At 41.2% G+C, this 14,123-nt stretch carries 13 protein-coding genes; 6 read left to right on the top strand and 7 right to left on the bottom strand.

Going from position 1 to position 14,123, the window contains the following annotated elements; translation table 11 throughout:
* Window positions 1-303: 303 nt before the first annotated feature.
* From MHN30_RS01445 to MHN30_RS01460, 4 genes are all read left to right on the top strand, one after another.
* Window positions 304-768: a CreA family protein gene (locus MHN30_RS01445; protein ID WP_045964078.1), complete on the top strand. Its 465-nt coding sequence runs from the start codon at window positions 304-306 to the stop codon at window positions 766-768.
* A 129-nt stretch (window positions 769-897) separates the two neighbouring features.
* The gene (locus MHN30_RS01450; protein ID WP_162484726.1) at window positions 898-1,071 is read left to right on the top strand and encodes a hypothetical protein; all 174 of its coding nucleotides are present in this window, start codon (window positions 898-900) and stop codon (window positions 1,069-1,071) included.
* A 409-nt stretch (window positions 1,072-1,480) separates the two neighbouring features.
* Window positions 1,481-2,167, top strand: a complete 687-nt coding sequence (locus tag MHN30_RS01455) for a transposase (protein WP_239357352.1) — start codon at window positions 1,481-1,483, stop codon at window positions 2,165-2,167.
* A 283-nt stretch (window positions 2,168-2,450) separates the two neighbouring features.
* Window positions 2,451-4,319 (top strand): DUF885 domain-containing protein, encoded by a 1,869-nt coding sequence (locus MHN30_RS01460; protein WP_222241157.1) that lies wholly within the window; start codon window positions 2,451-2,453, stop codon window positions 4,317-4,319.
* A gap of 308 nt (window positions 4,320-4,627) precedes the next feature.
* On the opposite strand, the gene MHN30_RS01465 is transcribed toward MHN30_RS01460, so the two are convergent.
* The 3 genes from MHN30_RS01465 to nfsB all read right to left on the bottom strand — a co-directional run bounded on the left by MHN30_RS01465 (window position 4,628) and on the right by nfsB (window position 7,973).
* On the bottom strand, window positions 4,628-5,689 hold the full coding sequence (locus tag MHN30_RS01465; protein ID WP_239357363.1) for an endonuclease/exonuclease/phosphatase family protein: 1,062 nt from the start codon (window positions 5,687-5,689) through the stop codon (window positions 4,628-4,630).
* A 124-nt stretch (window positions 5,690-5,813) separates the two neighbouring features.
* Window positions 5,814-6,926: a M35 family metallo-endopeptidase gene (locus MHN30_RS01470; protein WP_239357376.1), complete on the bottom strand. Its 1,113-nt coding sequence runs from the start codon at window positions 6,924-6,926 to the stop codon at window positions 5,814-5,816.
* Between the two features lie 387 nt (window positions 6,927-7,313).
* Window positions 7,314-7,973 carry an oxygen-insensitive NAD(P)H nitroreductase gene (gene nfsB, locus MHN30_RS01475; protein ID WP_239357379.1) on the bottom strand — a complete coding sequence of 220 codons (660 nt, stop codon included), beginning with the start codon at window positions 7,971-7,973 and terminating at the stop codon, window positions 7,314-7,316.
* A 94-nt stretch (window positions 7,974-8,067) separates the two neighbouring features.
* Here nfsB and MHN30_RS01480 point away from each other — a divergent pair, with 94 nt between their 5' ends.
* Window positions 8,068-8,979 carry a LysR family transcriptional regulator gene (locus MHN30_RS01480; protein WP_039496764.1) on the top strand — a complete coding sequence of 304 codons (912 nt, stop codon included), beginning with the start codon at window positions 8,068-8,070 and terminating at the stop codon, window positions 8,977-8,979.
* A 4-nt stretch (window positions 8,980-8,983) separates the two neighbouring features.
* Here the strand turns inward: MHN30_RS01480 and MHN30_RS01485 are convergent, their stop codons facing one another.
* Window positions 8,984-9,832: a sterol desaturase family protein gene (locus MHN30_RS01485; RefSeq protein ID WP_193521370.1), complete on the bottom strand. Its 849-nt coding sequence runs from the start codon at window positions 9,830-9,832 to the stop codon at window positions 8,984-8,986.
* Window positions 9,833-9,953: 121 nt separating this feature from the next.
* Between MHN30_RS01485 and MHN30_RS01490 the strand changes: the two genes are divergently transcribed.
* Complete coding sequence (locus MHN30_RS01490) at window positions 9,954-10,922, top strand: AraC family transcriptional regulator ligand-binding domain-containing protein (protein WP_239357390.1); 969 nt, start codon at window positions 9,954-9,956, stop codon at window positions 10,920-10,922.
* A 404-nt stretch (window positions 10,923-11,326) separates the two neighbouring features.
* Here the strand turns inward: MHN30_RS01490 and MHN30_RS01495 are convergent, their stop codons facing one another.
* The 3 genes from MHN30_RS01495 to MHN30_RS01505 form a co-directional block, all read right to left on the bottom strand.
* Entirely contained in the window at window positions 11,327-12,283 is a 957-nt protein-coding gene (locus MHN30_RS01495; protein ID WP_239357393.1) for a DUF2806 domain-containing protein, read from the bottom strand.
* A gap of 90 nt (window positions 12,284-12,373) precedes the next feature.
* Window positions 12,374-13,354, bottom strand: a complete 981-nt coding sequence (locus tag MHN30_RS01500) for a GIY-YIG nuclease family protein (RefSeq protein WP_239357407.1) — start codon at window positions 13,352-13,354, stop codon at window positions 12,374-12,376.
* Window positions 13,355-13,477: 123 nt separating this feature from the next.
* Window positions 13,478-14,104, bottom strand: a complete 627-nt coding sequence (locus MHN30_RS01505) for a hypothetical protein (protein WP_239357409.1) — start codon at window positions 14,102-14,104, stop codon at window positions 13,478-13,480.
* Window positions 14,105-14,123: the final 19 nt, after the last annotated feature.

Consider the following 14,123-nt stretch of genomic DNA (forward strand, 5'->3'; position numbering starts at 1 on the left):
AAATTTCAATCTTTAGAAATGGGTAACTATGCAGGTGGTGCATTTCTGTCCCGAGTTTAGAGAGAATTTCATACAACCGGTGGTGAATAAATTAGCCATGTTTTGTTCATGGTTTAGGTAAATTTAGCCACCCTGAAACTGCGGCGCATGCTAACATGCTTATTCGTATTTTGTGAATAATTATTTTGATTATTTGAATGGTTATCTCTTTTTTAGATAAGGTGATTTGCGAAAATTTTCAAATAGCTTAGAGTATTAACTCCGTATGTTTCTTTTGTACGTCGATTATCTTAAGGAAAAACAATGAAAAAGCTGATGTTTGCATTGTTGGCATCTTGTACGTTACTAGGTTGCTCTGACAGTGAAGTTGGTGATGTGTCACTCGGTCTATTTACGCTCAAAGATATAAAATTAGACTCTATGGTTGATCCCGTTGTAACGGGTGTGACCTGTCATGTGGCGAGTGTTGAAGATGATTTGAGCTTTTCGGACCCAAGCGATAGCTCTATTTCTTGCCGTCAAACGAGTGAAATAACACCGGCAATGCTGGCGAATATAGATAAAAGTGATTCAGGCGAAGTGGTATTTAAAAAATCAAAAAGTGTGTTTTTTAAATCAATGAAAGTGAGAAGGATCTTTGATGCAAAAAATCAAACCTTGATGTACTTAGCCTATACCACTAAGGAAACCTCTGGTAGCTTTAAGCATAGCTTGTCAACGGTGCCATTATGGGGAACTCAGGCTTATCAAGGCGTTAAAACCAATTAATTCGAATGTTGGCTAGCACATAAACCAACACGTTTTGATAATTGCATTTAGTAAATTATTTTTGTTTGAATTAAACCTTTTTGCTCACGATTTCGACTAAGCTTAGTAGTGATAAGTTTAGGAGAAATCGTGATGTTAAAAACACGCTTTTTAGGGAAAACGGTTAATATTGCATTTGCAGTGATGACTGTATTGTTTGTTATTTTAACGTTAACAACTGATGCTCATAGCATCTCATCTCAAGCAACTCAGGTTGAGGTGTTTAGCCAAGACGAGGTGATTACCGAGTCCAAATCGAAGTAAGTTTGGGCTGTGATTTATCTTGTTTTACTGATTAGTGCCATTCGAAACGATGAAAATATAATATAAATATTTCGCTCGGCTCAGTCTCTGTTGCGCGTGGGATTAAGTGCATAAATTTGCATGAAGTTTTTATGACATATACTCATGCTTCACTTACGCTCTGTATAGCGTATAAACTCTAAACTACCATCTCTGACTCATCTCATTAATAGTCTTAACTAGGCTGTCACCAAAATTGTAATTAATTTGTTGCGTTCTCCCCAGTCTGCATTAGCTTTAATTAGGGACTAAGAAAAAAGCAGCGCAGTTTGCAATCGGATATATGCAAGTTTCTGTTTTAAAAAATACGAATTTTAGCTGACGTACTCGTTATTCGTCTGACTAAAACGCTCACACACAAGGAAGAAATATGGCACGCCAATTCGATAACTTTTATAGTCATGGGGCAATTAATTTTAGTGATTTTATTAATTGTGTTTCTAGCTTATATACTGGTCCAGACTGCTTGGATGATAGTACATTAAGACTGCTTGCTGAGATGTTGTATCGGCTTTCGCAAAACAAGCAATTTCTCGCGGCTCAAGTTGCGGGCAGCAGTAATTACCAGCATCATGCCCGAGGAATGTTGGACAATGATGATCTATATGTACTTTATGAAAATAAACGACCATTTTTTAAAGTATGTGCACAAATTTGGCATCCAATGCCAAAGCGGGGGACTCAGCGCTGTTTTATTCCGCAAGTGCGGGACTACAATTTTACGGCATTGACAACCAATTATTTTGGCCCCGGTTGTGGCAGCAAGCTGTATCAATATGAATATAGGAAGGACTTACAGCAAGGCGAGCATTGTGATTTACAGTTTGGGCAGTTTTATCAATTTACCCCTGAATCTGTACTCTTTACAGAAGCGTCGAGAGATGTGATAGCGCAGGCTTTACCTAAAAGTTTGAGTATCACCATCAGCTTACAGTTGGAGCAAAGGCCACATGCTTGCTTTGTATTTGACAAGTCATCTGGTCGCGTGCAGCAGATTATTGCTGACCCTGCATTTGGCCACAACGCAATACCTGAACCTCTGCTGCTTGAAGACTAAGCACTCTATCTAAGGTTATGAACTTTAGTTCAGGTGTAGAGAAAGTAACTTATTTTGCAGGATTCTATCTTTTATAGCTGTAACAAAAGCGCAAATATGTTACTTGTAGTTGCATCTATGAGAATAGCGTGAGCACTTTATTGCATTCTGATTTCTCAATGAATGAAGTGCTTATACCAAATTGAACAAGTGTTCAGTCAAATTGGTATGACTATTCTATCACCAGTCTGATCTGCACTGGTATTTTTAGCTTTGACAACAACCCTAATGGAGCGGCGTAATAATGAATAAAATAAGCTTGGTAGCACTCTCTGTCGTGCTAGGTTTGAGCGGATGTGCTCAAGACAAGCCGGTAACGGAAACTACATCTGTTGCTAAAACCACTGAATCAACTCTCTCTCGTGCAGAAATCGACAAAGTCGTAGAGCAGTACACCAAGCAGTTTATTAACCACGAACCCGCACTTGCCACTTCGCTCAAATTATCAAGTAATGAATATGGTCACTATGCTAATAGACTGCCGGATTACTCGGTTGTCGGAATGCAGGCGCTTCAGGTGGATATGAACGCAGCCGCAGATAAATTAAAACAATTACAATCGGGCGTGGCGAACTCTGACGACTTGTTGCACCTTAAAGTAAATGAAGTTATTGCACGTTATTATGCTGGCGATAAAGGCTTCTCAGCAGGTTATATTGATACTTGGGGCGGACACCTGCCATATATTGTCAATCAATTGTCTGGCCCATTGCTGGATATTCCGAATGTGCTTAAAGACCAACATGGAATAGAGAGCGAGCAAGATGCAAAAGACTATGTTGCGCGCCTAAATGCCTTTGTTGAAGTCACGAAGCAAGTTGCAAGTAAGGTAAAAGCGGATGCCAATAAAGGCGTAATTTTACCAAAAGTATTATTTCCAAACACGCTAGGTTATTTAGATAACTTCACGGCGCCAAGTGGTGCAGAACATCCTTTGGTTGCGTCGTTTAAAGATAAACTTGCGAATATTGATGGTATTACGGATAAAGCCGCCGCTGATTATGTTGCACAGGCAACACAAATTGTTGAGCAAAAGCTTTATCCTGAATTTAAAAATGTGTCTGCGATTATGCACGCTCTAGAGAGCAAAGCGCCTGAAAATGTTGGTATTTGGGCCCAACCAAATGGCGAAGCTTTCTACCAGCATGAGATCACCTATTTGGCCGATTCTGATATGAGCGCGGAAGAGATCCACCAAATTGGTCTTGCTGAGGTGGAACGTATTTCAAAGCGTATGGACGAAATTCTCAAACAAAATGGCTATGCACAAGGCACCGTTGGTGACCGGATGAAGCAGCTAAATGAAGAGTCGAGATTCTTATATGCGGATTCTGACGAAGGTCGTGAAGCGTTATTATCGTTCTTGCGTGGTGAAATAGGGACAATTTTACAAAAAGCGCCAGATTATTTTTCTACTATTCCACCGCAACCTGTTGAAGTTAAACGTATACCAAAAGCCGTGGAAGCGGGTGCACCGGGTGGTTACTACAACGGTCCATCGCTTGATGGAAGTCGCCCAGGGGTATTTTCAATCAACCTAAAAGACATGAAAGCAGTACCAAGCTTTGGTATGAAAACCTTAACGTATCACGAGGCGGTTCCTGGTCACCATTTCCAAATTGCGCTTAATATGTTGCAAACAGAAATTGGTTTGATGCGTCAAAATGCCTCATTTAATGGCTATGTTGAGGGCTGGGCGCTGTATTCAGAGCTATTGGCTTACGAAATGGGGATGTATAAGGATGACCCATTTGGAGACTTAGGGCGTCTGCAAGCTGAGGCATATCGTGCTGCTCGACTGGTGGTTGATACGGGCCTACATTATAAAAAGTGGACACGTGACCAAGCGATCACCTATTTTGCTGATGCAACCGGTACGGCGATGAGTGATGTGGTATCGGCTATCGACCGTTATATCGCTTGGCCAGGTCAAGCGCTTGGTTATAAGTTAGGTATGCTTAAGTTGGTTGAGCTCAGAGAGCACGCTAAGCAACAGCTAGGTGATAAGTTTGATATTAAAGCATTCCACGACGTGGTGTTGCTAAAAGGCGCAAGGCCAATGGCGCTTGTTGAAGAAGATATCAAGACTTGGATTAACTCTTTGAAGTCGTAAATATACTTTTCGGCTTGAAGTCAGTACGCGATACTGGCTTCAAGCTGATGTTATTTAAAAACCTCTATTTATAGCTCTCGTTCATACTCACCGTACTTAAAGTCACTATCATAACCTGAGCTTCGGATAATTAATGCCTTTCTAGCAGCCAGTTTTAGCGCTAACTGCGTTGAATTCACTTCCAATAGCCAGCTATTGGTGCGTAAATTCGCCTAGTTATCCCCAAAACTCTCTGGCTAGATAAGAAGATAGTTTAAGGTGATTAAAAAACAATGAGCTAGCTCATTCCTTATCCAAACCTCAGGTTATCATAATTTGCAATTCGGCTTTGCCACGGCATTTTCAATAATTTCTTTGCTGCGATGTATATCTTTCTTTTTCAGCTCAAGTCCTGCTTCATCTTCATTTTTTACGGGTTGATAAGCGAGTTTTGCATAAAGCGCAAAGTGATCTGACCCTATGTTGTTGAGCCTTTTAATATCGATCACTGTGAAATGGTGACTCGCAAACAAATGATCTAGCGGCCAGCGTGCAAACGGGTACTGTGCATGAAAAGTGTTAAACATGCCTCGGCCAACTCGCGGATCAAGAAGCCCACTTATTTTCCTAAATAACCTCGTGGTTGGTGACCAAGCAACATCATTGAGATCGCCAGTGACTATGGTGGGCAAAGGCTCATTTATGACGCGTTTGGCGACAACCACCAGCTCTGCATCTCGCTCAATGGCCGTTTCGTTCTCAGTGGGGCTCGGCGGTGCCGGGTGCAAGAAATGGGTTTGGATCACGATATGGGGAGCGAGCTTGAGTCTTGCATGTATCGAAGGCACACCTTCCTCAACGATATACTCACATTTTGCCTCGTCTAGCGGGTAGCGAGAATAAACGTGCATGCCATACAAATTGGATTGTGGACATTTAACGCTGTAGGGCAGTATATCTAACAACGAGTCTAATTGTTGCTCCCATAGCTCATCACTTTCTAACGTGACTAAAATATCAGGTTGATGTGTCCTAACTTGCTCCAATAGCAGATTAAATTGTCGATTGGTTTGTAGGACATTGGCGGTGATCAAACTGACGGTGTCAGCATCGGTTGTCGCTTTTTTTACCTCGACCGGCCAAAGCGGGGTGTAGGGTAAAATCCACCACAGTTGAAAACTTAAACAACCCAATAGAGCAATGACAGCAAGCGCGGCTACGCTTTGAAGATTAAGGTAGAAAATGGACAGCAGTAGCGTAAATGCAGTAATAATAGCGAGCTGAAGCCGCGGGAACTCCATTGCTCTAACACTCCAGTGCGGGTGCTTAGCAAGTGGCAGTAACGTAGCAAGTAGGATAAAACCACACAGCGCGACGATAACCCAAGTCATGAAATTCCTCAGCAAATAGATGAATTTAAGAAGTATATTTCATGTTAGCTGAAATCGCTGTGAATAGTATCGGGTTTAGACGGTTGCCTAAACCCGATACTCGTTCAGGGATAACTAGTTGAGATTAGTTTTGGTACGGAGTGTTTTCCGCAAAATATTCATGGCTGTCAGCATTTTGAATCGCTTGACTTGGGTTTGAGTTTGCTAAGTTTTTCGCACCAGATTGGCCATAAACGATGTCATCTGTACCAGCAACGGCATTAAAGTGACTTAGCTCATGAACAATCGTGCCCGCACGTGAATCTGTACCTAGCTCATTTGCGCTCCAAAATGCGCGACATAGATAGACTTTGTATGGTTGATTTGGGTATACATAAGCAAAGTATGATTTGTTACAACTACAGTCAAAAGTGAGATCTTGGTTGTCGATTGCATCATTGATGGCATTGAAGTTAGATTTCACGGTTGCGTAACGGCTGTTTGTCGCTGCGCCAAACCAAGTTTGATAACGTGTAGACGGGTTGCTTGCTGAGTGGCTATTTAGGTAAGCAACAGAGTCATTAGTGATCTGATCTGCAGCATTTAGTGCTGACAAAATACTGGTTTTTTCACTGTTACTACAACGACCTGTAAAACAAGTGCCATCAGTACAGTCAGCCGCGCCCGCCGCTGGTTTTGCATTGACTTGAACATTGCCCTTTGTCATCGCCACGCCTTCAAGCCATAGATTGACCGAATTTGAGCTGAGTTCTGCTACATCGGCACGCATCATCGATTGCTGACCCATCGTTCTTGTAGTCATACTTGGGATTTCTTTTTTACCGAAAAGATCAAATGATTCAACATCATAACTAATTTCGTAGTTACCTGGCTGGCTAAGATCATAAAGGCCTGAAAGCTCAAATGATTTAGTGAGCGTTTCGCCAGACTTTAACTTGATAAAGTCAGCTTCAGTAGGTGCTGGGCGTTTGTAGTGAGGACCAAAGAAATTAACTTCTTTACCATCACGCGTAATTTTGAAAATATGCTCTTCTTCAAGGTCTGTATACCAACTTAAGATTTTCTGATTGCCTTTACCCTGATTGGTGATGTTTAGCGTCGCAATAACATCGCCATTGCTTTTTGTGTCGACATCAACGCTTACCGCTAGGTCTTTATTCATTGCTTGAGCATTCAGTGATGCGGTTACGGCTGCCGCGAGTAACCCTGTAGATAGTGTGCGTGATAGTAGCTTCATTATTTCTTCCTGTTGAGGTTGCTACAGTCTCTCGGCTGGCAGGTACAAAACCAGTGGCGAGGACTGAGTTTACTTGTTGTCATTTCGTTATTTTTAAAGGTGAATTCACTCTTCACTTTTAATTAACAATAATATATTCAATGTTTCAAGCAGAATTTTTACAACAGAGCTAAAAAATTCACATTAAAAAATTACCAATAATTTCAAATAACTGTAATGTTATTGAAAAGTATGGATAAATTTAATACAAAACTGGGGAGAGGGTAGTTGTGAATTTATTGTTTCATTCACATTGGTTTACATTGTGATGTTTGAAATGGTATTCCAACCGAAGTTGGAGTGGCACTGACGTTATCTAGCTAGCCATTATCAGTGCCAAACTGGGTCTTAGATTTCCGTAATGATATTGTCGATAGCAAGGCGAGATTTAGGTAATTTAGCATTAAAATCACCTTCGTCTCGGTAGCCCAGCGCGACAATGGCAAGGGCATCAAAGCCTTGCTCAGTTAACCCAAGCTCATTACTGAGAATTTCAGCGTCAAAGCCCTCAATGGGCACAGAGTCTATACCGAGTAGTGCTGTGCTTAGCAAAAATTGCCCAAGATTTAAGTAAACTTGTTTGCCTGTCCATGCTTTGATTGCTTCATCGCTGGTTTGATTTAAGCCGACAAAATAGCGACGGCCATTATTCATTTGTGCTTCTACCTCAGAGCCTTTTTCAAATCGGCCATCGGCACTTTCTTTGGCAAGCACTTTATCTAAATGTGCATCATCTATATTTTGTTTTGCAGCAAATACAACAACATGAGATGCATTTAGTACTTTTGCTTCATTAAATTTGTAATTCTCTTGTGTGCTTTTAGCCACTTGAGTTTTGCCAGCCTCAGTACTTGCGATGACAAAATGCCATGGCTGAACGTTGGTACTAGAGGGGCTTAGTCTTAGCGCCTGCTTGAGTAGGTCAATATCTGAATCACTAATTTTTTTATCAGGATCAAAGGCTTTTGTAGAATAACGATTGTGGATTGCATCGCGTAACGTGTACATATCAAACTCCTAATTGCTTTAAAGACATAATATGGATTTACATAATCAATAAAAAGATGATAATGAGTTAAATAGTTTCAAAAATTTTTTGAAAATGAATACACAAGATTTAATCGTCGTAATGAAAACGGCTAAACTTGGCAATATTAGCGCGGCGGCTGCGCAGTTAGATATGCAGGTTGCCACGGCAAGCGCCGCGATAAAGCGAGTGGAAAAGCACCTTGGCTTTCAACTTTTTGTGCGTTCTACGCGTAGCTTAAGGCTATCAAAGCAAGGTGAAACTTATTTGCCAATTTGCGAGCAGGCACTTGCGCTTTTGGCTGATGGCAAAAAGCAGGTGCTCGACAACGACAACGAAATTGATGGTGAGCTAAGGTTAACCGCACCGTCAGATTTTGGCCGTAATATCCTCCTTCCTTGGCTAGACGAATTACTTGATGAATACCCTAAACTTGCCCTGAAGCTTATTCTTAATGATCACAATCTCGACTTTTATCGTGATGGTGTTGATATCGCGCTGCGCTATGGTGCGCCTGAAGACAGTAGCTTCTACGGCTTTAAAATTTGTGATGTGCCATTGCTGCTTTGTGCCTCTACGGAATACCTTGAAAAACAAGGCACACCAAAGGATCATGAGGAATTAAGCGAGCACCAAGGGCTATTCTTTTTGATCAGAGGCAGTAAGTTTGATACGTGGAAACTGACGAAAAATGAACAAACTTACAAAGTGGTGCTTAAAGGGCGTAGAACCAGTAATGATGCGGATGTGGTAAAGCGTTGGTGTGCGCAAGGAGCGGGTATTTCATTGCGCTCCGCGATAGACGTAGCAGACCAACTAGAACAAGGTGTGGTGCAAAGTATATTAAATGACTACCGCGTTGAATGTAAGCCGCTGTGGTTGATCTGTCCTTCAAAGCAAATGATCAACCCAAGCGTGAGAGTGCTGCGCGATAAACTAAGAGTGTACTGCCAAGCGCTTGTAGAAAAGGCCGAGCGATATAAGTAACGCGCTAGGGCTTGACTGAAGCGGTATTCTTGGGTTTGTCGGGTAAGTGGGTTGGATAACCAAACAGCGCCAACCATTTGCCTTTTAAAGTGTGTGCTTGTGAAAAGCGGTGGAACATATGACGCCACTGAGCAAAGTTAACGTCTAAAGGGGTCTGCTTTGGTGCCGCACCTCTTATTCCATAGCAAATTGTTATATCTTCCCGCTCCTCAATAAAGGTGCCAAAAAGCTTATCCCAAATGATCAGCACCCCAGCAAAGTTCTTATCTATATAGTCAGGATTACTGGCGTGATGGACTCTGTGGTGGGAAGGCGTATTAAAAATTCGCTCTACCACTCCTAACCTATTAACCGTTTGTGTATGGACAAAAAACTGAAAAGCCAAGTTGATTGCGACGATGGCAAATACCAAGGTCGGGGTAAATCCAAGCAGTATCATAGGCAGCCAGAACAGCCACATACCGACAATAGGGTATAGCAAGCTTTGGCGAAATGCGGTGGTAAAGTTCATGTTGTTAGAACTGTGATGGACCACGTGTGCACTCCAAAGCCAGTGAATACAATGTGATGCGCGGTGAAACCAGTAATACAAAAAATCTTGCAAAATAAACCCAAAAAGCAAAGAGAAGAGATTTAATTCGATTGTGAATAAGGCAAATTGATGAAGCCAGTAAAAGAGCGGCATCAGTACAAGCAAAGCCAGCGCGTCGCTGCCTTGATGGAGCAAGGCGAGTAGGGCATTGAGTAATGAATCTCGCCAATCATAGTGTTCGTGGTGCTTGATATACTCCCAGGCAACACAAAGTAAAAAGATAGGACTGAGTGCCAGTAAAATTAGCGATACATCAACCATATATAGCTCCTTCTTTAGCCAAAGCTTTGGTACTTTATATGCACTAGCGTAACGGGTTAGCCATTGACAATCCTGCCAAACTGCGCCAACAATTTGTCCAAATACGACAAAAGGAACTGCAATGCACTCCACTTCGTTTGTATATTTTTATAGTGCATGGGTATATCTCCATGACCATTTTACCGATGACAAGAGACTGCAAGGCGAGTTTGCTGAGCTGGTAGCGTCACGGCCTGAACGTGTAGCACTCTTTGAGTATGAGCGGTTGCTTGAAGTAGGGCAGGAGCTGAGCGGCGATCCCTTAATTGGTTTTGAACTGGGTAAAGCCATTCAGTTGCATGACTATGGAGCGCTTGGTTACTTGGTCGAAACCAGTAAAGACTTGCAGCAGGCTATAACCTCATTATTGCATTACGACGCCATTGTTGCCGATATTGGCCTCGCTGTATTCACAAGTGATAGCGACAATGCCAAGTTAACTTGGCAACCAAAAACCTCGCTGGGTAAGCAAGCCATTTTGCGCAATATGACCGCTTGGGTGAGCGCTGCACGGCAGCTTTTGCGATCAACTTTATCGCCTAACCAACTCCAGCTTAGCTTTAGCGTGTGTGACCTAGAATTACAGCGTTTGCAAACTTGGTTTGGCTGCCCCGTATCACAAAACTGCCCTGAAAATGCACTGTCGTTTCCGTTAGATTTTCTTACCATGCCAGTCGCTACCGTCGACAGCCTAATGCACGAACATATTGAGCAAGCGGTTGCCAAAAGCGTATCAGCGCTCTGTGATAATCATGATTTAAAAACACGTGTTGCTAATTTACTGGCGGCAAAGCATTCACTGACTGGAGTCAACCAAGCAAGTATGGCTAAGGCATTAAACATGAGTGTGCGTTCGATGCAGCGTAAACTAAAAACACAACACACCAGCTTTAGAACCTTACTCGACCAAGAGCGAAAACATAGATTTGAACAACTCATCAGCAACACCAGATTGCTCGATATTGTAGACGCACTCGGTTTTACAGAACAAAGTGCGCTCAATAAAGTTTGTTTAAAATGGTATGGGAAACCACCGTCAAAGCTAAAGTGAAGAACCGAAGGTAGGTAAGTTTTGGTTTGTTAGGTTCGGCTAATCAGATTTAATCGAATTTGAGAGTTTTATAAGTGACAGAAGTGGAAATTGGGAGCGCCGAGTAGTATAAATCGCTGACACCCGCCTCAAATAGTGTCCGGGTTTATGAACCAAAACACATCCCCTTGAGTAGCGCAAGATTAAGGTTAACCGATGGCCCTAAACGATAAGTTGTATCGACTGATTTAGGCTGCGATGAGATCGCAATAAGAGACCCTCTATATGTGTTTGCCGTAAACGATTTAACGGCTAACCGACATAACGAAGTTGAACAGGTTTAAGCGTTGCCAATACAAATTAGCTGCTTAAAGGCAACTAAAAAGAATCGTTATGCTTACTTGACCGAATAAGGTTCATATGTGTTATGTGACATTTACCTGAACATTATCCGTGTCTTTAAGGATATCCAAGAGTGCCTGGAAGCTTAAATCGGATATGTGGTTGTGTCTTGGATCATACAGTCTATAAAGATCCAAGCCTAAATCGGTACAATGGTAACCGCTAAACCGCATCAATGTTGTCGCTCCAGTTTTTTGCCTTAAGTTTATCAGTTCTGCTTTCTTATCTTTCGTAGTCATTTCGATCGGTTCATCTGATGGTAGAACAAAGTCTCCATGCTGAACTAGACCCCAATCCATAAGCCCTGAAATCATATGTATAAGCACACCATGAAACTTTCCTTCTGTACTCTCTATATTTAATGTGAGGTCATCTTGATCGAGCGCAATAACAGGATATCCATCTAGGTCAATGCTGGAATCTAAAAACAGAGCGAAAGCATGAAACATTTGTGTTTCAAGAAGGCCTATATTCCACAAAGTTCTGAGTGATATGGAACCTGGTGAAACATCTTCAAGTGCAGCACATCGAGCGAGTAAATCTTCCCTCCAATCCTCATTCATCCTAGTAGCGATATCGCGAAACATATCAAACCATGATGGCGAGGTGTCTTCGTCCTCCTCTTCTTTTCGGACGACATCTTCTATATCTATGTATTTCAGAGATTTTTTCAATGTATTTATATATCTTGTGTATTTTTTAACAAGATTGATTTGCTCTTGAATTTGAATGGAATTGAACGGATCTTCTTGTTTTATTATTTTCTTACTTTCCTCCTCCATTCTCTTATCAAGCTCAACAAGCAGCTTATCGAACATGGCTTCATTATTTTTTAAAGAAGCCATTGTCATTTTTCCTTCGCTATAATTAGCAAGCACACCATTAGGTATAAATGGCAAAATTAACGTGCCAATTGGAGTCAATAAGTTTGGTAATAGTTGCTTTGCTTTTGTTAGAGCCAAAGTTGTTACATTTTCCATTAGCTTCCTACCGTGTCATGATCACATAACGCTTGGTTCAGGTGCGCCGAAGGCGTCACCAGAAACCACTGGTTATGTACCGGTTTATTCTTATACGTTGCTATCGATGACTAATTTCTCAGAAATATCAGAGTATTCACTTGTGATAACTTCTTCTGCCCATTCTTCAAGCAAACCATCCATACTGTCAAAAAATTCCCCCATTTCTCGATATGAGTCGAAAAACCCATGAAGATATTGCTCTGCGATAAAAGCAAAGCCAGGATCAAATTTCCATACGTGCTTCATTTCAAATTTAAGTGGACTTATAACTCCACCACTTAATGATTGTGCTCTCTGTGCTACATCGCAAGTTGTATATCCGATTTTGACGTAATTAAATAGAGGTTCATTTGTTTCATTGCTCTTATATTCACCTATGTAAACATAACCCGAAGAAGGCTCTTTTTTGATTTTGTTTTCAGAAAGTAATCTTTTTAGAATGTTAGAGAGTGCTGTTGCGGGAGAATAGCCTTCCTGTACTGTAGCAATAAGTTCATTGCGATAAGTTTTAATATTTTCTGAGGCTACAGGAACTTCTTCCTTAACTGCTCTCCAGAACTCAAAGAAAATATTTTTTGCTTCGTCATATTTTCGCTTCTTCAATTTTTGTTTTTTTGCAATATTAGCTGCTTTGGTTCTCTTTAAGTGCTGAGAAAAGCCAATATCTACTGAAGACCAGTCAAAGTTTTTTATTTTCACCCTCTCTATTTCAGGGTCAAGGTGTTCTGTAATACTCCTACCACATTCACCTGTATCTTGATTTATTACCAAGGCTCCAATATGAGGGCAACCATACTTTTCTGTGAATCTCCAAATTGTACCAAGCCTTCTGCCAATGTGTCGGTGATGGAGGCTTTTAACTTCAGGAATGCCTGGGTAAGTATCTTGTACTTTCTTTACTACTCCCTTGTACGTGATAGTTTCTCCAGTTGGGGCTAGTTCAACAAGAATTGGATAGATTAATTCTGCCATAAGCAAATCAAGCTCAGTGACATGAGGGTAATTGAGCTCTGGATAAATATCTTTCATAAGTACTGAATTAATGTTTAGCTTGAAGGCTTACTCTTTAGTAATGCTTGCTAATATGTGAAGCAAAGCGGAACCGAGCAAGCATTACAGTGTCCGATTTTTTAAACGCTTGTTAGAAGTTTACTATTCCCTATAGTTACATGCAGAACAAGTCCAATCACCAAACTTTTTCATGCTTTTAGGAAGTGCGCTCAAATATATAGGCTTAGATTTACTAGAGCAGTTTGGACAAATTGGCTTATTTGGATCTACTAATGTTGTAACTCCAAAATTTGAATTACCAGATTCACAATTTGATTTCCATTTTTGGATAGCACCATTTAACGCAGGATCCATACTCCATATAGGGGATGTTAAGTCTACCTCATGAACGAATGCGTTCATTACGCCCCTATCAAAAACTCCACGTGTAACACTCTTATGATGAAACATAATTAAAGGTAAACCTTTTGAGTATGCTAAAGATGCTTCAATATGGTTCCATTCTGTCGGAAGTAATAATTCTGATTCAAGATCATAATCTTTAATTTTACCCCCGGTAATAAGGAGTTGAGGAAAACCTAAGATTATTGCCCCCTTGCACTCATCCATTATTTCTATGACTTCATCAAGAGGAGCCTTACTTGGGTAGTCACTACTTCCCAGAGTTCTCGGGGTTAACCCCATATTTCGAATCGAAGTCAAAAAGACTTCCAAGCCTGCATCGAACTCAGGAGATACCCAAGTCGGTCGACTTACGAAAATGTGCACAGTACTCTCCTAAACTTCT

Source organism: Pseudoalteromonas sp. OF7H-1, assembly GCF_022347825.1.
Classification (GTDB): domain Bacteria; phylum Pseudomonadota; class Gammaproteobacteria; order Enterobacterales; family Alteromonadaceae; genus Pseudoalteromonas; species Pseudoalteromonas maricaloris.

Excerpts from the sequence above, each read along its gene's own strand:
- MHN30_RS01445 (WP_045964078.1), top strand. The coding sequence starts at position 304 with ATGAAAAAGCTGATGTTTGCATTGTTGGCATCTTGTACGTTACTAGGT.
- MHN30_RS01455 (WP_239357352.1), top strand. The coding sequence starts at position 1,481 with ATGGCACGCCAATTCGATAACTTTTATAGTCATGGGGCAATTAATTTT.
- MHN30_RS01460 (WP_222241157.1), top strand. The coding sequence starts at position 2,451 with ATGAATAAAATAAGCTTGGTAGCACTCTCTGTCGTGCTAGGTTTGAGC.
- MHN30_RS01465 (WP_239357363.1), bottom strand. The coding sequence starts at position 5,689 with ATGACTTGGGTTATCGTCGCGCTGTGTGGTTTTATCCTACTTGCTACG.
- MHN30_RS01470 (WP_239357376.1), bottom strand. The coding sequence starts at position 6,926 with ATGAAGCTACTATCACGCACACTATCTACAGGGTTACTCGCGGCAGCC.
- nfsB (WP_239357379.1), bottom strand. The coding sequence starts at position 7,973 with ATGTACACGTTACGCGATGCAATCCACAATCGTTATTCTACAAAAGCC.
- MHN30_RS01480 (WP_039496764.1), top strand. The coding sequence starts at position 8,068 with ATGAATACACAAGATTTAATCGTCGTAATGAAAACGGCTAAACTTGGC.
- MHN30_RS01485 (WP_193521370.1), bottom strand. The coding sequence starts at position 9,832 with ATGGTTGATGTATCGCTAATTTTACTGGCACTCAGTCCTATCTTTTTA.
- MHN30_RS01490 (WP_239357390.1), top strand. The coding sequence starts at position 9,954 with ATGCACTCCACTTCGTTTGTATATTTTTATAGTGCATGGGTATATCTC.
- MHN30_RS01495 (WP_239357393.1), bottom strand. The coding sequence starts at position 12,283 with ATGGAAAATGTAACAACTTTGGCTCTAACAAAAGCAAAGCAACTATTA.
- MHN30_RS01500 (WP_239357407.1), bottom strand. The coding sequence starts at position 13,354 with ATGAAAGATATTTATCCAGAGCTCAATTACCCTCATGTCACTGAGCTT.